The organism is Moritella marina ATCC 15381 (assembly GCF_008931805.1).
GTDB lineage: Bacteria > Pseudomonadota > Gammaproteobacteria > Enterobacterales > Moritellaceae > Moritella > Moritella marina.
Genome location: NZ_CP044399.1, coordinates 4,086,209 through 4,104,378 on the forward strand (window position 1 = coordinate 4,086,209; position 18,170 = coordinate 4,104,378).

An 18,170-nucleotide genomic window follows, 5' to 3' on the forward strand; every position below is an offset into this window, starting at 1 on the left:
GAAAACGTTAAAGACGTTAGAAAGTAAAGATAAGCAACGCTTATCTTTGCTTTTTAGCAAATTGCTCTTTAAAAATTTGGAAAGCTGAATAAATAAAGAAGTTCTTAAAACACGTTATTACTTCGGTAATAACAATGAAGTGTTCTTGAGTATTCTTGAGGCGAAAAAAACTAGATAATACCTAGTTATTTCAATTGTACAGTCGACTTTAGATTGTATGGTTAAGTGACTAAGCGTATACGGTGGATGCCTAGGCAGTCAGAGGCGATGAAGGACGTGTTAATCTGCGTTAAGCTGTGGGGAGTTGATAAAAAGCGTTAATCCACAGATTTCCGAATGGGGGAACCCACCTTACTAAGTAAGGTATCGTAACGTGAATACATAGCGTTGCGAAGCGAACCGGGAGAACTGAAACATCTAAGTACCCCGAGGAAAGAAATCAATAGAGATACCCTTAGTAGCGGCGAGCGAACGGGGTCTAGCCCTTAAGCAGTTTGGAAGTTAGTGGAAGATTCTGGAAAGTTTCACGATACAGGGTGATAGTCCCGTACATGAAAACGACCTTACTGTGAAATCGAGTAGGACGGCACACGTGATATGCTGTTTGAATATGGGAGGACCATCTTCCAAGGCTAAATACTACTGACTGACCGATAGTGAACCAGTACCGTGAGGGAAAGGCGAAAAGAACCCCTGTGAGGGGAGTGAAATAGAACCTGAAACCGTATACGTACAAGCAGTGGGAGCAGACTTGTTCTGTGACTGCGTACCTTTGTATAATGGGTCAACGACTTAATTTCGAGTAGCAAGGTTAAGCGAATAGCGGAGCCGTAGGAAACCGAGTGTTAACTGCGCGAATAGTTGCTGGGATTAGACCCGAAACCCGGTGATCTAGCCATGGGCAGGTTGAAGGTTGAGTAACATCAACTGGAGGACCGAACCGACTAATGTTGAAAAATTAGCGGATGACTTGTGGCTGGGGTGAAAGGCCAATCAAACCGGGAGATAGCTGGTTCTCCTCGAAAGCTATTTAGGTAGCGCCTCGCGTCTAACTATTGGGGGTAGAGCACTGTTAAGGCTAGGGGTCATCCCGACTTACCAACCCTTGCAAACTCCGAATACCAATAAGTTCAATCGCGGGAGACACACGGCGGGTGCTAACGTCCGTCGTGGAAAGGGAAACAACCAGACCGTCAGCTAAGGTCCCAAAGTGTATGTTAAGTGGGAAACGATGTGGAAAGGCTCAGACAGTAAGAGTTGGCTTAGAAGCAGCCATCTTTTAAAGAAAGCGTAATAGCTCACTGGTCGAGTCGGTCTGCGCGGAAGATTTAACGGGGCTAAACATACCACCGAAGCTACGGATGCAAGACTTGTTCTTGCATGGTAGAGGAAGCGTTCTGTAAGCCGTTGAAGGTGAGTTGAGAAGCTTGCTGGAGGTATCAGAAGTGCGAATGTTGACATGAGTAACGATAATGGGGGTGAAAAACCTCCACGCCGAAAGACCAAGGGTTCCTGTCCAACGTTAATCGGGGCAGGGTGAGTCGACTCCTAAGGCGAGGCCGAAAGGCGTAGTCGATGGGAAACTGGTTAATATTCCAGTACTCGCTTATATTGCGATGGGGTGACGGAGAAGGTTAGGCTAGCATGGCGATGGTTGTCCATGTTTAAGGTGGTAGGCAAGTGACTTAGGCAAATCCGGGTCGCTCTCTTTAATGAGAATGCTGAGAACTGATGACGAGTCTCTACGGAGATGAAGTAGTTGATACCCGGCTTGGGAAAAACCTCTAAGCTTCAGATATGAGAGAATCGTACCCCAAACCGACACAGGTGGTTAGGTAGAGAATACTAAGGCGCTTGAGAGAACTCGGGTGAAGGAACTAGGCAAAATGGTACCGTAACTTCGGGAGAAGGTACGCCAATGGTGGTGAAGGACTTGCTCCGTAAGCTACTGTTGGTCGCAGAGAAATGGTGGCTGCAACTGTTTATTAAAAACACAGCACTGTGCAAAATCGAAAGATGACGTATACGGTGTGACGCCTGCCCGGTGCCGGAAGGTTAATTGATTGGGTTAGACTTAGGTCGAAGCTCATGATCGAAGCCCCGGTAAACGGCGGCCGTAACTATAACGGTCCTAAGGTAGCGAAATTCCTTGTCGGGTAAGTTCCGACCTGCACGAATGGCGTAATGATGGCCACGCTGTCTCCACCCGAGACTCAGTGAAATTGAAATCGCTGTTAAGATGCAGTGTACCCGCGGCTAGACGGAAAGACCCCGTGAACCTTTACTATAGCTTGGCACTGAACATTGAACCTACATGTGTGGGATAGGTGGGAGACTATGAAATATTGTCGCTAGATGATATTGAGTCGTCCTTGAAATACCACCCTTGTACGTTTGATGTTCTAACGTAGGTCCCTTATCGGGATTGCGGACAGTGTCTGGTGGGTAGTTTGACTGGGGCGGTCTCCTCCCAAAGAGTAACGGAGGAGCACGAAGGTTGGCTAAACATGGTTGGACATCATGTGGTTAGTGCAAAGGCATAAGCCAGCTTAACTGCGAGACAGACACGTCGAGCAGGTACGAAAGTAGGTCTTAGTGATCCGGTGGTTCTGAATGGAAGGGCCATCGCTCAACGGATAAAAGGTACTCCGGGGATAACAGGCTGATACCGCCCAAGAGTTCATATCGACGGCGGTGTTTGGCACCTCGATGTCGGCTCATCACATGGGGCTGAAGTTGGTCCCAAGGGTATGGCTGTTCGCCATTTAAAGTGGTACGCGAGCTGGGTTTAGAACGTCGTGAGACAGTTCGGTCCCTATCTGCCGTGGGCGTTTGAGAATTGAGAGGAGCTGCTCCTAGTACGAGAGGACCGGAGTGGACGAACCACTGGTGTTCGGGTTGTTATGCCAATAGCATTGCCCGGTAGCTAAGTTCGGAACTGATAACCGCTGAAAGCATCTAAGCGGGAAGCAGGCCTCGAGATGAGTTCTCACTGGAGCTTTAAGCTCCCTAAAGGGCCGTTGGAGACTACAACGTTGATAGGCAAGGTGTGTAAGTGCTGTGAGGCATTGAGCTAACTTGTACTAATTACCCGTGAGGCTTAACCATACAAATTAAAGTATGATTAATTGAAATAATCGACTTAAGAATAGATTGAACACTTTATGTTTTAAAGACTTCTTTATTTATAGCTTTTCAGATTAAAACGAAGTGAAAACTTCTATAGAAAGCAAACAGTGTAATAACTGTAAAGAATTTGCTTGGTGACCATAGTGTTGCGGTACCACCTGACTCCATTCCGAACTCAGTAGTGAAACGTAATAACGCCGATGGTAGTGTGGGGCTTCCCCATGTGAGAGTAGGGCATCGCCAAGCGCCAAATTACTGTTTATTTAAGACGAAGTCTTAGGTAAATTAAATTGATGTAACGAAAGTTACAGCAATTTTCAGATATTACTCGTTTGAGTGCTATTTGAAAATTGTCGTGTTTACACGCCAATGCTCTTTAACAATTTATTCAAGCAATCTGTGTGAGCACTTGCAGAGATATAATGACCAAAAATTATATCAATGTAATTGTGAACATTAAATTAAATCGAAAGATTTGGTTTTATAAACAACAAACCTTGGTTTGTTGTTGAAGTACAGAATTCATTGAGCCGACTTAATCAGCATCGCTGATTAGTCAAAAAACTTTTAATTGAAGAGTTTGATCATGGCTCAGATTGAACGCTGGCGGTAGGCTTAACACATGCAAGTCGAGCGGAAACGAAGAATAGCTTGCTATTCTGGCGTCGAGCGGCGGACGGGTGAGTAATGCTTGGGAATCTGCCTAGTCGAGGGGGACAACAGTTGGAAACGACTGCTAATACCGCATACGACCTACGGGTGAAAGGGGGCCTCTTCTTGAAAGCTCTCGCGACTAGATGAGCCCAAGTGGGATTAGCTTGTTGGTGAGGTAAGAGCTCACCAAGGCGACGATCCCTAGCTGGTCTGAGAGGATGATCAGCCACACTGGAACTGAGACACGGTCCAGACTCCTACGGGAGGCAGCAGTGGGGAATATTGCACAATGGGCGAAAGCCTGATGCAGCCATACCGCGTGTATGAAGAAGGCCTTCGGGTTGTAAAGTACTTTCAGCGAGGAGGAAAGGTGATAAATTAATACTTTATCACTGTGACGTTACTCGCAGAAGAAGCACCAGCTAACTCCGTGCCAGCAGCCGCGGTAATACGGAGGGTGCAAGCGTTAATCGGAATTACTGGGCGTAAAGCGCATGCAGGCGGTTTGTTAAGCGAGATGTGAAAGCCCCGGGCTCAATATAGGGAACTGCATTTCGAACTGGCAAACTAGAGTTCTTGAGAGGGTGGTAGAATTTCAGGTGTAGCGGTGAAATGCGTAGAGATCTGAAGGAATACCAGTGGCGAAGGCGGCCATGGCAAGTAACTGACGCTCAGATGCGAAAGCGTGGGTAGCAAACGGGATTAGATACCCCGGTAGTCCACGCCGTAAACGATGTCTACTCGGAGTTTGGTTCCTTGAGAACTGGGCTCTTAAGCTAACGCATTAAGTAGACCATGCCAGGAGTACGGCCGCAAGGTTAAAACTCAAATGAATTGACGGGGGCCCGCACAAGCGGTGGAGCATGTGGTTTAATTCGATGCAACGCGAAGAACCTTACCTACTCTTGACATCCATAGAACTTTTCAGAGATGAATTGGTGCCTTCGGGAACTATGAGACAGGTGCTGCATGGCTGTCGTCAGCTCGTGTTGTGAAATGTTGGGTTAAGTCCCGCAACGAGCGCAACCCTTATCCTTATTTGCCAGCACGTAATGGTGGGAACTCTAAGGAGACTGCCGGTGATAAACCGGAGGAAGGTGGGGACGACGTCAAGTCATCATGGCCCTTACGAGTAGGGCTACACACGTGCTACAATGGCGCATACAAAGGGCTGCAAACCAGCGATGGTAAGCGAATCCCATAAAGTGCGTCGTAGTCCGGATTGGGGTCTGCAACTCGACCCCATGAAGTCGGAATCGCTAGTAATCGTGAATCAGAATGTCACGGTGAATACGTTCCCGGGCCTTGTACACACCGCCCGTCACACCATGGGAGTGGGCTGCACCAGAAGTCATTAGCTTAACCTTCGGGAGGGCGATGACCACGGTGTGGTTCATGACTGGGGTGAAGTCGTAACAAGGTAGCCCTAGGGGAACCTGGGGCTGGATCACCTCCTTACGTAAAGTTGTTAATTTTTGTAAGTGCCCACACAAATTGCTTGAATAGAAACGTTGAAGACAACGATTGGGATGAAATCCAATCGTGAAAGTAAATAGTGTCCCGTTCGTCTAGAGGCCTAGGACACCGCCCTTTCACGGCGGTAACACGAGTTCAAATCTCGTACGGGATACCACTTTTCTTTCTGACTAAAAATCAAAAATAACTAATCTCTTTAGATTCATTATTTTTGCTTTTTAGCAAATTGCTCTTTAAAAATTTGGAAAGCTGAATAAATAAAGAAGTTCTTAAAACACGTTATTACTTCGGTAATAACAATGAAGTGTTCTTGAGTATTCTTGAGGCGAAAAAAACTAGATAATACCTAGTTATTTCAATTGTACAGTCGACTTTAGATTGTATGGTTAAGTGACTAAGCGTATACGGTGGATGCCTAGGCAGTCAGAGGCGATGAAGGACGTGTTAATCTGCGTTAAGCTGTGGGGAGTTGATAAAAGCGTTAATCCACAGATTTCCGAATGGGGAACCCACCTTACTAAGTAAGGTATCGTAACGTGAATACATAGCGTTACGAAGCGAACCGGGAGAACTGAAACATCTAAGTACCCCGAGGAAAGAAATCAATAGAGATACCCTTAGTAGCGGCGAGCGAACGGGGTCTAGCCCTTAAGCAGTTTGGAAGTTAATGGAAGATTCTGGAAAGTTTCACGATACAGGGTGATAGTCCCGTACATGAAAACGACCTTACTGTGAAATCGAGTAGGACGGCACACGTGATATGCTGTTTGAATATGGGAGGACCATCTTCCAAGGCTAAATACTACTGACTGACCGATAGTGAACCAGTACCGTGAGGGAAAGGCGAAAAGAACCCCTGTGAGGGGGAGTGAAATAGAACCTGAAACCGTATACGTACAAGCAGTGGGAGCAGACTTGTTCTGTGACTGCGTACCTTTGTATAATGGGTCAACGACTTAATTTCAGTAGCAAGGTTAAGCGAATAGCGGAGCCGTAGGAAACCGAGTGTTAACTGCGCGAATAGTTGCTGGGATTAGACCCGAAACCCGGTGATCTAGCCATGGGCAGGTTGAAGGTTGAGTAACATCAACTGGAGGACCGAACCGACTAATGTTGAAAAATTAGCGGATGACTTGTGGCTGGGGGTGAAAGGCCAATCAAACCGGGAGATAGCTGGTTCTCCTCGAAAGCTATTTAGGTAGCGCCTCGCGTCTAACTATTGGGGGTAGAGCACTGTTAAGGCTAGGGGTCATCCCGACTTACCAACCCTTGCAAACTCCGAATACCAATAAGTTCAATCGCGGGAGACACACGGCGGGTGCTAACGTCCGTCGTGGAAAGGGAAACAACCAGACCGTCAGCTAAGGTCCCAAAGTGTATGTTAAGTGGGAAACGATGTGGAAAGGCTCAGACAGATAAGGGAAGTTGGCTTAGAAGCAGCCATCTTTTAAAGAAAGCGTAATAGCTCACTGGTCGAGTCGGTCTGCGCGGAAGATTTAACGGGGCTAAACATACCACCGAAGCTACGGATGCAAGACTTGTTCTTGCATGGTAGAGAGCGTTCTGTAAGCCGTTGAAGGTGAGTTGAGAAGCTTGCTGGAGGTATCAGAAGTGCGAATGTTGACATGAGTAACGATAATGGGGGTGAAAAACCTCCACGCCGAAAGACCAAGGGTTCCTGTCCAACGTTAATCGGGGCAGGGTGAGTCGACTCCTAAGGCGAGGCCGAAAGGCGTAGTCGATGGGAAACTGGTTAATATTCCAGTACTCGCTTATATTGCGATGGGGTGACGGAGAAGGTTAGGCTAGCATGGCGATGGTTGTCCATGTTTAAGGTAGTAGGCAAGTGACTTAGGCAAATCCGGGTCGCTCTCTTTAATGAGAATGCTGAGAACTGATGACGAGTCTCTACGGAGATGAAGTAGTTGATACCAGCTTGGGAAAAACCTCTAAGCTTCAGATATGAGAGAATCGTACCCCAAACCGACACAGGTGGTTGGGTAGAGAATACTAAGGCGCTTGAGAGAACTCGGGTGAAGGAACTAGGCAAAATGGTACCGTAACTTCGGGAGAAGGTACGCCAATGGTGGTGAAGGACTTGCTCCGTAAGCTACTGTTGGTCGCAGAGAAATGGTGGCTGCAACTGTTTATTAAAAACACAGCACTGTGCAAAATCGAAAGATGACGTATACGGTGTGACGCCTGCCCGGTGCCGGAAGGTTAATTGATTGGGTTAGACTTAGGTCGAAGCTCATGATCGAAGCCCCGGTAAACGGCGGCCGTAACTATAACGGTCCTAAGGTAGCGAAATTCCTTGTCGGGTAAGTTCCGACCTGCACGAATGGCGTAATGATGGCCACGCTGTCTCCACCCGAGACTCAGTGAAATTGAAATCGCTGTTAAGATGCAGTGTACCCGCGGCTAGACGGAAAGACCCCGTGAACCTTTACTATAGCTTGGCACTGAACATTGAACCTACATGTGTAGGATAGGTGGGAGACTATGAAATATTGTCGCTAGATGATATTGAGTCGTCCTTGAAATACCACCCTTGTACGTTTGATGTTCTAACGTAGGTCCCTTATCGGGATTGCGGACAGTGTCTGGTGGGTAGTTTGACTGGGGCGGTCTCCTCCCAAAGAGTAACGGAGGAGCACGAAGGTTGGCTAAACATGGTTGGACATCATGTGGTTAGTGCAAAGGCATAAGCCAGCTTAACTGCGAGACAGACACGTCGAGCAGGTACGAAAGTAGGTCTTAGTGATCCGGTGGTTCTGAATGGAAGGGCCATCGCTCAACGGATAAAAGGTACTCCGGGGATAACAGGCTGATACCGCCCAAGAGTTCATATCGACGGCGGTGTTTGGCACCTCGATGTCGGCTCATCACATCCTGGGGCTGAAGTTGGTCCCAAGGGTATGGCTGTTCGCCATTTAAAGTGGTACGCGAGCTGGGTTTAGAACGTCGTGAGACAGTTCGGTCCCTATCTGCCGTGGGCGTTTGAGAATTGAGAGGAGCTGCTCCTAGTACGAGAGGACCGGAGTGGACGAACCACTGGTGTTCGGGTTGTTATGCCAATAGCATTGCCCGGTAGCTAAGTTCGGAACTGATAACCGCTGAAAGCATCTAAGCGGGAAGCAGGCCTCGAGATGAGTTCTCACTGGAGCTTTAAGCTCCCCTAAAAGGAGCCGTTGGAGACTACAACGTTGATAGGCAAGGTGTGTAAGTGCTGTGAGGCATTGAGCTAACTTGTACTAATTACCCGTGAGGCTTAACCATACAAACTGAAGTACGACTCGTACGTAAGTGGTATGATTAATTGAAATATCGACTTAAGAATAGATTGAACACTTTATGTTTTAAAGACTTCTTTATTTATAGCTTTTCAGATTAAAACGAAGTGAAAACTTCTATAGAAAGCAAACAGTGTAATAACTGTAAAGAATTTGCTTGGTGACCATAGTGTTGCGGTACCACCTGACTCCATTCCGAACTCAGTAGTGAAACGTAATAACGCCGATGGTAGTGTGGGGTTTCCCCATGTGAGAGTAGGGCATCGCCAAGCGCCAAATTAGAGAGAGCCGATATCAGTGATGGTATCGGCTTTTTTGTGTCTAAAATTTACGGCTATAAGATAATATTCCCTGGCCGGGATGCTCAGCAATGCAGAAAAATAGCTGACATCAGTCACGAATAACGTTAAATCGAGATTAAGCCTACGCCAGACAATAAAAACCAGCCAAGGCTGGTTTTTGGGTATTTGAAGCAAGCTAAATAGCGCTACTAATCGACGGTTTTATTTGTTATTAGCCACATACTCATAAGCCACATACTCATAAGCCCAAACCAGCCAAGGCAATAGTAGCTCAATATCATGCGATTCAACAGTCGCGCCACACCAAATACGCAATCCTGATGGCGCATCTTTATACGAGTTAATATCATATGCGACTTGCTGTTCGGCTAATAGATTACTGAATTTTTTAAGCTGGCTATCAGTCAGCGCTAAGCGTAAACATACGCTGGTATTAGAGCGGTATTCAACTTGTTCGGCAAGGAAGTCAATCCAATCATGTTGGTCAACAAAATTGCTTAAAATGGCTAAGTTCTTTTCAGAGCGAGCAATAGCGCTATCAACGCCACCAATTTCAGTTATCCAATTTAACGCATCTAAATAATCTGCGACGCATAACATCGATGGGGTATTGATCGTTGCCCCAGTAAAGATGCCATCAATTAGCTTGCCGTTTTGTGTCAAACGGAAAATTTTTGGTAGCGGCCAAGGTGGTGTATATGATTCCAAACGTGCAACTGCAGCTGGGCTGAGGATAATCATGCCATGCGCACCTTCTCCGCCTAACACCTTTTGCCAACTGAATGTAGTTACATCAAGTTTTTCCCAATCCATCGGCATGGCAAATACAGCTGATGTTGCGTCACAAATGGTTAATCCACTGCGTTTTTCACTTATCCAATCAGCATTAGCAACTTTTACACCAGAGGTCGTACCGTTCCAAGTAAATACAATATCATGATCTGGATTAGCCAATGTTAGGTCGGGTAGTTGGCCGTAATCTGCAGTTAATGCATTTACATTGTTAAGCTTTAATTGATTTTGAATGTCACTAAACCAACCTTTACCAAATGATTCCCAATAACAAACATCGACAGGCTTTTCACCGAGTAATGACCATAACATCATTTCCATTGCGCCAGTATCAGAAGCTGGAACGATGCCTACCTTGTAATCCGTTGGGATCTTTAATAAGGACTTTGTCTGTTCAATTGCTTGCTGCAGTGCTGCTTTACCTATGTCAGAGCGGTGTGAACGGCCAAGTGTGCTAATGTCGAGTTGCGTTAACTCATAACCAGGACGTTTACTACAAGGTCCTGATGAAAAGTTAGGGTTATGAGGTTTAATTGTTGGGATCATTAGTTATTCCTTTACTAAAGTACTATCCATTTACAACGATTATAGCAATCGTCTCGTCATCTATGAAGTATTTAAACCAGTGATATTTTATCGTCTTTTTAATTACCACTAGGGTTTGCTATTCATGGTAAATAAACGTATTTTCAACACAGTTTAAATATATAGGAATTGAACATAATGGCTAAAGGCTTAGACAAACATCAACATAGAAAAGATGAATTAAGTGCATTCGGTAAAAATCTAGCTCGACGTGCGCGTTCGCACTGTGAGACATGCGATGCATCAGGCGTAAAACTGAATATTTTCGAAGTTGCGCCAGTACCGACAACACCTGATTTTGATGATTGTATCCTCATTTGTGATACTTGTAGTGAACAACTTAATAACCCTAAGCGTATTGACGCTGACCATTGGCGTTGCTTGAATAAATCAATGTGGTCAGAAGTTGCTATTGTACAAGTTACAGCGATCCGTATGTTACGAGTACTAGCTGAAAAACATGATTGGGCTGAAGATTTGAATGAAATGGCTTATTTAGAGCCTGAAGTGGAAGAGCGCATTAACAAGGTATAATAAATCTGCTGGTATATGCGGTGAAGTCGTTTGGGTATCTGGATAATTAATGCTATTCTGCGGCTCCATTTTTGTATTGTAGTTTATTTCTGCTATTAAATAAGAGGTCTTTGATGAGCCAAAGTTGTGATGTGATTGTAATTGGTGCTGGTGCAGCGGGGTTAATGTGTGCAGCAAGTGCTGGTTACCGAGGTCGCTCTGTATTGGTTCTTGATAATGCCAAAAAAGCGGGTCGGAAAATCCTTATTAGCGGCGGTGGACGTTGTAATTTTACTAATAATGATCTGTCGACAAGTGCATTTATTTGTTCTAATCCACACTTTGTTAAATCGGCATTAAGCCGTTATACCGCTTGGAATTTTATTGATCTGGTTGAGCGTCATGGTGTTGCTTATCATGAACGTGAACACGGCCAATTATTCTGTGATGACTCAGCAAAAGATATTGTTGATATGCTACATACTGAATGTGATTGGGCTGGAGTAAAGATCCAATTACGTACTGAAATCCTGTCTATTGAAAAAGCTGACGATGGTCGTTACCATTTGCAAACCAGCCAAGGCGCATTAAATTGTGAATCCCTCGTTGTTGCAACTGGCGGTTTATCTATGCCAAAACTTGGCGCAACACCTTACGGGTATAAAGTGGCTGAACAATTTGGTTTGAAAGTAAATGCAACCAAAGCAGGATTGGTTCCATTTACTCTACAGCAACATGATAAAGATAAATATGCTGATCTGTCTGGTGTGAGTTTACCGGTGCGTATTAGTACTGAATCAGGTGTTAGCTTTAAAGAAGCATTATTATTTACCCATCGTGGCCTTTCTGGTCCGTCTGTATTGCAGGTATCATCTTATTGGAACCCTGGTGAGGCCGTGAGTATCAATTTATTGCCAGATACTGAGATCACAGAAACATTAGCAGCAATGACTGAATCTAGCCCGAATCAAGCGCTAAAAACAGCGTTAGCCCGGGTACTACCGAAGCGTTTAGTTGAAATATTTTATGCTGATGAATTATTACCTGAGTGCACACTTAAGCAATTGCAGCATAAAGATCTTAATGATATTTCAACGCTGTTACATAACTGGCAAGTGAAACCGAATGGCACGGAAGGTTACCGTACTGCAGAGGTTACGCTTGGTGGTGTTGATACTAACGAGTTATCATCGAAAACCATGGAAGCTAAAAAAGCCCCTGGTCTCTACTTTATTGGTGAGGTAATGGACGTAAGTGGTTGGTTAGGCGGGTATAATTTTCAGTGGGCCTGGTCTTCAGGCTGGAGTTGTGGTCAGTTTGTTTAATTTAAAAAACAGATAAGCTAGATAAAACATAACCTCTAATACCATAACGGAAAATGAGACTGCAGAGATTAATTAGCAGCGGCATTTTCCGTTTTTTATCTCTCCAGCTTAACTCGCCGTACCCGTATTTATTCAATTGCGATGGCATTACTTTTGGTTAACGCTGTGGTGAATAATTTCACTTGAGTAAAATTAGTATCTGATGCTAATTGTTTGACTTTTGCCGATGAGGGGTAGCTAATACCATCAAAATCGAGCTGTAACCATCGTTGCTTGTCTTTTATCAATAAACTTTGCCATTGATGTCTTTGTGTTTTACTTATCTGTAATGGTGCTTTTACTTGCGCTATACGGCTAATAAATTTATAACGATTTAGATCGTTTTCAAATACTAATAACACACAGCCATCATCTTCACACCAGTCTAGTATGACTAACAAATCCTTGCGGCCGTTACCAGTTAAGTCATATTCACTAAACCAATATTTGGAGTTATCTGTTTTGGTTTTGTGCATGGTGAAATAGCGCTTGATGGCATTGTTGATTGCTGGTGTCGTTGTTATTGGCGATATCACGTCTTGAGCTTGAAATACTCGCGTTGATGTATTTAGATTTGCCGTGCTAAATGATTCACTTTCAGCCTCATCTGTCATCCTATCGAGCGTGAATAGTGCGCCATTAAAACTATACTTCTGATTATCTCGCCATTGTTGACTTGCCTGTAGTCTGACGCCATCACGTCGGAAGTGATAAACAATATTGGCTTTATTACCCTGATGTTGTGTAAGTAATAATTTTAACCCAGATGACCCATAAGGGTGCCAATACCCGTTACTCGTCTGCACTTTACCGTTGCTATATTGGTATATTACGTTTGCTTGTTGATGTTTTCCAAGTGCGAGTTCAATGGTGACATTGTTATTTTTGTAACGGTAATGACCTAGCCAAGCCTGTGTATCATCCTGTTGATTTGGGTATTTACCACAGCCTACTATTTGTTTTCCCTTTAAATATAGTTTGGTTTCATATTGCCAATAATTATTATTACTATCGATACAACCGTTACCAGTGAAGGACAGATCTAGTTGTTCACCTGCACTATTTTTGGTTTCAACGAATGCGTGTAAGCCTTTGGTAATGACACTTTTTTTAATTGCCCATTTAGTATCTAAACCTTTGATTATGAATGTAAACTGGTTTTTTTGACCATAACCAACCCAGTCTGGTTGTGAACCCTTTATCTCAAAGTTTGGTCGTGTATTTTGAGGTTTACAGATATTATTATTCTTCTGGTTGGATAAATAATGTAACTGTTCAATACTGATAATGGCACGTTGATGAAGTGGGTTGAGTGATTGGTTTAGTTGACCTTTAAATTCAATATAGGCTGTTGTTTGATTTAAGCGTTTAATTTGAGCGATTAGATGATGATCAGGTTGGAGGTTGAATATTTGCTCTGTGTGACATAAGCGTATAGTACGTTGCAGTGCTGTTATGGTGACGATACCGCTAAAAGTATAATATTTAGCTGGGACGATGGAGATACCTTTTGGTGTCATTACATCAAGGGGTGATGATTTAATTGTAAGTCTTTTCTCGGGTAGTTGATTACTACTTCCGATAGAATAAAGGCTGTCATTGACGATAGGTTGGTAATGTTGTTGAACACAACCAGTCATTAAAAATAGACAGAAATAGGTCATAACTCGAAGCATTATTCATCCTTGATATCGAGAGAGCTTGAAACATTGTGAATTAGTTACTGTGGAATCCTTTCTAAGTAACTAATTCATTATTATGCGGTTGCTCGTAATTAACTACAATATATTTTTTTCTATATAGTGGGCTACGCCATTTTCAGCAGAACTGCCGATCATTTCAAAATGGGGAAGCGCTGCTTTAAGCATGTCTGAGGCATTCCCCATCACTAACCCTTTATCAACGGCTTGTAGCATTTCGATATCATTCATACCATCACCAAATGCAACGGTTTCTGCCATTGTGAAACCTTTAACTTTGAGCACTTCAGCCAGCGCGAGAGCCTTGTTAACATTAATGTCCATGACTTCTAGGCATTCTGGTAATGAGAATGAAACATTAAGTTGGGCGCTGTACTGTGCGTTAATTTGTGCAGCTAAGATGACGAGGTCTTCGTGTGGGCCACAAAAGAAGAACTTCGCTATGCCGGATTTTTCTAACTTGGTGAGGTCGGTCACTTGATAACTAAATGTCGAGTCTTGGCTAAAGCTAAGGATCTCTGGGTTCGGCTTGTCGACAAACCATTCGTTATCACGGTAAATATTAGTTTGAATTGTCTCTGGCAACACAATCTCTGTGATCGTTTGTGCTATCTCAACGGGCACATTTTTACTGTAAATTAAGTCACCTTTATTGTTGTGAACTCGCGCTCCGTTTGAGGTGATGAGATAAACTTCAGCATCAATCGTTTTTCTAATTGCTTCAACATCGACATTATGACGACCGGTTGCAATGATGAATTTTTTACCCTGTTTAAGTAACTTGTGAATGGTTACTTTGGTCTGTTCTGAGACAATATGTGCAGGTGTCAGTAACGTACCATCTAAATCAGAAACGATAACTTTATACATCTTAACCTCAATATTTACTGCGTGTATCTAGCGTTGTGTTTGTCGTGAAACTGTCCGTAGTATGGACTCAATATTTGGCAAAGTAATTCAATGCCACGGTGAGTGCCGGGATCCTAAAAATATCCGTTTCTAGGAATAATTCATGTGCTGCACCAGGGATCAAAACAGGTTCAGCAGGTTGATGCGGATTATGTTCATGGCTTAATGCGCGGCAAAATTGTTGTTGTGCTTCGGCAAGTACAACTTCATCACCACCTGCTTGCAAAACTAACGTCGGTGTCTTGATATCCCCTGCGTATTGGATCGCGCGACGACAGGCTTTAATGCTTTGTTGTAGCCAATTAATTGTTGGACCGCCTAATTGGGTTTGTGGATAAAAACCATAACTACGACGGAAAATATCAAAACGTAGTGGGCTATGCGTTAGTTGGTTATTTTCAAACGGCGAGTGTGCAAAGTCACCTTTACCTGGAGCATAAAATGATTCGGTATGAATGATCTTGTTTACTATCTGCATTGCACGGCTATAAACATTCGCTATAGGGCGTGGTATCTGGCCGAAATTAATCCCAAACATAGGAGACGCGAGTACTGCTGCATCAAAGTCATTATGGTAGCTTTGTAAATATAAACTGCCAATTGCGCCACCCATCGAATGGCACAATAAATATTGCTTACTGTGTTGGGTAGGGCTGATAACTTTATCGATAAATAATTTTAAATCAGTAACGTAATCACGGAAATGTTCGACGTGGCCTTTATGTAGGTTTTTCAATAACCTATCAGACATGCCTTGGCCACGATGATCTAAGCAATATACCGAGTAGCCTTGCTGGCAAAGGTCATAAATGAGTTCGCGAAATTTTTGATAAGACTCAGATCGCCCTCCTAGCAATACGATTGCTGGACCGGTTATATTTGTTACTGCTGATGCGTAACGTAGTGTTACATTATCAACACCTTGCAGCGTGTCTTCGATAAGCGTGGCATCCCAAAATTGTGCAATGTCATCATGATATCTATTTGCGAGTTGTGATTCAGTTGTTAAATTATATGGATTATCAAATTCGACACACGGGTATTTGCTGGACATGGTTGCAGGAGCTTCTTGTTAATTTTATTGGTGAACATCTATCACTAGACTACCATAATTTAATTAATAAAATGGTGACTTAACTAGCTGTAAATATATTCGGCATCAAAAAATAACCCTGTGATTACAGTTATTACCCTTTATTTTATTGTGATCTAAGGCTATATAGTGTTAAAAATAGCGAATAAATACTCATTTTAGTTGGTTATTATCGAAAGCTAAACTAGTCTTGTTTCATTGATAATCGGAAATTTTTGACACTATATCTCGACAATCAAAGGGGCAGCTAATGAAACGTACTCGACTCAAGAAAAAACTTAACTCGCTACGACGGACCCGTTGTCATTGGTGTCAAATTACAGAAAAGCTAAAGCCGATAGAGACAACTTACAGTGCTTTGTTACAGAGACGCTAGTACCTTTACCGCGTGACTAAAAAGGCGCTTATAATAAGCGCCTTTTGTTATTTTTAATTTACCGCATTGGGGAATAGGTAAATTAAAGAATGTAGCGACTTAGATCTTCATCTTCGACTAATTCGTTGAGGTATTTACCAACATAATCGCCGTCAACAAGTAAGTCTTCACCGTCTTTTTCAGATGCATCGAATGAAATTTCTTCCATTAAGCGTTCCATTACTGTGTGTAAACGACGAGCACCGATGTTTTCAGTTTTTTCGTTGACGTTCCAAGCTGCATTAGCAATTGCATCGATACCTTCTTGGGCAAAGTCGACGTTCACGCCTTCCGTTTTCAGCATCGCTACGTACTGCTCTGTTAATGATGCTTTTGGTTCTGTTAGAATACGGACAAAATCTTCTGCTTTTAATGCATCTAATTCAACGCGGATTGGCAGGCGTCCTTGTAACTCAGGGATAAGATCAGACGGTTTTGCTACCTGGAAAGCACCTGATGCGATGAATAGGATGTGATCTGTTTTCACCATGCCGTGTTTTGTCGTGACTGTTGAACCTTCGATAAGCGGTAATAAATCACGTTGCACACCTTCGCGTGATACGCCGCCGTCATTTGAATCGCTGCGCTTACAGATCTTGTCAATTTCATCAAGGAAAACGATGCCGTTGTTCTCGACTGCGAAAATCGCTTTTTCTTTTAATTCTTCAGGGTTAACCAATTTTGCAGCTTCGTCTTCAACAAGCTGTTTTAATGCATCTTTGACTTTCATCTTACGGGCTTTAGTTGTAGAACCACCCGATAGATTTTGGAACATGCCTTGTAATTGATTGGTCATCTCTTCCATACCAGGAGGCGCCATAATTTCTACGCCTACTTGTGGTGCAGCAAGTTCGATATCAATCTCTTTGTCATCTAATTTACCTTCACGTAATTTTTTACGGAAGATTTGACGGGTATTGTCATTACTGGCTTTTTCTTCTTCGCCCCAGTTGTTACGTGGGTTAGGAAGTAGGGCATCCAGCACACGATCTTCAGCATTTTCTTCAGCACGAACGTGATATTTCTTCATTTCTTGTTCGCGAGTAAGTTTAACTGCAACATCAGTTAAATCTTTAATGATTTGCTCGACTTCTTTACCTACATAACCAATTTCAGTAAATTTAGTTGCTTCAACTTTGATAAATGGTGCGTTAGCTAATTTGGCTAAACGACGGGCGATTTCCGTTTTACCGACCCCCGTTGGACCGATCATCAAAATGTTTTTTGGTGATACTTCTTGGCGTAGTTCTTGGTCTAACTGCATGCGGCGCCAACGGTTACGCAGGGCAATGGCTACTGCTCGTTTGGCATTTTGTTGACCGATAATGTGACGGTCTAATTCAGAAACGATTTCTCTTGGTGTCATTGAAGACATAATAAGCGTCCTTTAATTCGGTAAAATTTAGTAATCGATAGTTTCAACTGTTTGGAAACCGTTGGTGAATACACAGATATTACCTGCAATAGTCAGGGATTTTTTAGCGATTTCTTCAGCGTCTAATACGGTATTTTCTAATAGTGCCATTGCTGATGCTTGTGCGAAATTACCGCCTGAACCGATAGCGATAAGGTCATTTTCTGGTTGCACTACATCGCCATTACCGGTGATGATGAATGAACTATTTTTATCTGCTACAGCTAATAATGCTTCTAGATTACGTAGCACTTTATCGGAACGCCAATCTTTAGCAAGCTCTACAGCGGCACGCTCTAGGTTACCTTGGTGAGCTTGTAATTTGGCTTCAAAACGTTCGATAAGGGTAAATGCGTCAGCGGTGCCACCGGCAAAACCAGCGATAACTTGGCCATTGTATAAACGGCGCACTTTTCTTGCGTTGCCTTTCATTACCGTGTTGCCAAGAGAAACTTGTCCGTCTCCGGCCATTACGACTTTGCCTTCACGGCGTACAGATACAATAGTAGTCACGATAAACTCCATTCTAAT

General features: G+C 43.5%; 8 protein-coding genes, 1 tRNA gene and 5 rRNA genes. 8 read left to right on the forward strand and 6 right to left on the reverse strand.

Going from position 1 to position 18,170, the window contains the following annotated elements; translation table 11 throughout:
- Nucleotides 1–219 precede the first annotated feature (219 nt).
- The 6 genes from FR932_RS18395 to rrf (FR932_RS18420) all read left to right on the forward strand — a co-directional run bounded on the left by FR932_RS18395 (nt 220) and on the right by rrf (FR932_RS18420) (nt 8,824).
- Nucleotides 220–3,108 (forward strand): 23S ribosomal RNA (locus tag FR932_RS18395).
- 151 nt (nt 3,109–3,259) lie between these two features.
- Nucleotides 3,260–3,375 (forward strand): 5S ribosomal RNA (gene rrf, locus FR932_RS18400).
- A 322-nt stretch (nt 3,376–3,697) separates the two neighbouring features.
- Nucleotides 3,698–5,241: ribosomal RNA gene (locus FR932_RS18405) — 16S ribosomal RNA — on the forward strand.
- A 99-nt stretch (nt 5,242–5,340) separates the two neighbouring features.
- A tRNA-Glu gene (locus tag FR932_RS18410) sits at nt 5,341–5,416 on the forward strand.
- 227 nt (nt 5,417–5,643) lie between these two features.
- A 23S ribosomal RNA gene (locus FR932_RS18415) occupies nt 5,644–8,538 on the forward strand.
- A 170-nt stretch (nt 8,539–8,708) separates the two neighbouring features.
- Nucleotides 8,709–8,824, forward strand: a 5S ribosomal RNA gene (gene rrf, locus FR932_RS18420).
- Together the 16S, 23S and 5S rRNA genes with 1 tRNA gene alongside form the textbook arrangement of a ribosomal RNA operon.
- A gap of 231 nt (nt 8,825–9,055) precedes the next feature.
- Here rrf (FR932_RS18420) and FR932_RS18425 read toward each other — a convergent pair.
- Nucleotides 9,056–10,192: a phosphoserine transaminase gene (locus FR932_RS18425; protein ID WP_019442235.1), complete on the reverse strand. Its 1,137-nt coding sequence runs from the start codon at nt 10,190–10,192 to the stop codon at nt 9,056–9,058.
- A gap of 177 nt (nt 10,193–10,369) precedes the next feature.
- Between FR932_RS18425 and FR932_RS18430 the strand changes: the two genes are divergently transcribed.
- Complete coding sequence (locus tag FR932_RS18430; RefSeq protein WP_019442236.1) at nt 10,370–10,765, forward strand: PhnA protein; 396 nt, start codon at nt 10,370–10,372, stop codon at nt 10,763–10,765.
- Nucleotides 10,766–10,878: 113 nt separating this feature from the next.
- The gene (locus FR932_RS18435) at nt 10,879–12,069 is read left to right on the forward strand and encodes a BaiN/RdsA family NAD(P)/FAD-dependent oxidoreductase (RefSeq protein WP_019442237.1); all 1,191 of its coding nucleotides are present in this window, start codon (nt 10,879–10,881) and stop codon (nt 12,067–12,069) included.
- A 128-nt stretch (nt 12,070–12,197) separates the two neighbouring features.
- Here FR932_RS18435 and FR932_RS18440 read toward each other — a convergent pair whose 3' ends face one another.
- From FR932_RS18440 to hslV, 5 genes are all read right to left on the reverse strand, one after another.
- The gene (locus FR932_RS18440; RefSeq protein WP_019442238.1) at nt 12,198–13,784 is read right to left on the reverse strand and encodes a hypothetical protein; all 1,587 of its coding nucleotides are present in this window, start codon (nt 13,782–13,784) and stop codon (nt 12,198–12,200) included.
- 102 nt (nt 13,785–13,886) lie between these two features.
- A complete protein-coding gene (locus FR932_RS18445; RefSeq protein WP_019442239.1) occupies nt 13,887–14,678 on the reverse strand; it encodes a Cof-type HAD-IIB family hydrolase in 792 nt (263 codons plus the stop codon).
- A gap of 67 nt (nt 14,679–14,745) precedes the next feature.
- Complete coding sequence (locus FR932_RS18450) at nt 14,746–15,771, reverse strand: alpha/beta fold hydrolase (RefSeq protein ID WP_019442240.1); 1,026 nt, start codon at nt 15,769–15,771, stop codon at nt 14,746–14,748.
- A gap of 497 nt (nt 15,772–16,268) precedes the next feature.
- On the reverse strand, nt 16,269–17,600 hold the full coding sequence (hslU, locus tag FR932_RS18455; RefSeq protein WP_019442241.1) for an ATP-dependent protease ATPase subunit HslU: 1,332 nt from the start codon (nt 17,598–17,600) through the stop codon (nt 16,269–16,271).
- A 27-nt stretch (nt 17,601–17,627) separates the two neighbouring features.
- Nucleotides 17,628–18,152 carry an ATP-dependent protease subunit HslV gene (gene hslV / locus FR932_RS18460; RefSeq protein WP_019442242.1) on the reverse strand — a complete coding sequence of 175 codons (525 nt, stop codon included), beginning with the start codon at nt 18,150–18,152 and terminating at the stop codon, nt 17,628–17,630.
- Nucleotides 18,153–18,170 lie beyond the last annotated feature (18 nt).

Bases quoted from the DNA above. Each gene is read 5' to 3' on its own strand.
- hslU (WP_019442241.1), bottom strand. From the start codon at position 17,600: ATGTCTTCAATGACACCAAGAGAAATCGTTTCTGAATTAGACCGTCAC.
- FR932_RS18440 (WP_019442238.1), bottom strand. From the start codon at position 13,784: ATGCTTCGAGTTATGACCTATTTCTGTCTATTTTTAATGACTGGTTGT.
- FR932_RS18445 (WP_019442239.1), bottom strand. From the start codon at position 14,678: ATGTATAAAGTTATCGTTTCTGATTTAGATGGTACGTTACTGACACCT.
- FR932_RS18430 (WP_019442236.1), top strand. From the start codon at position 10,370: ATGGCTAAAGGCTTAGACAAACATCAACATAGAAAAGATGAATTAAGT.
- FR932_RS18425 (WP_019442235.1), bottom strand. From the start codon at position 10,192: ATGATCCCAACAATTAAACCTCATAACCCTAACTTTTCATCAGGACCT.
- FR932_RS18450 (WP_019442240.1), bottom strand. From the start codon at position 15,771: ATGTCCAGCAAATACCCGTGTGTCGAATTTGATAATCCATATAATTTA.
- FR932_RS18435 (WP_019442237.1), top strand. From the start codon at position 10,879: ATGAGCCAAAGTTGTGATGTGATTGTAATTGGTGCTGGTGCAGCGGGG.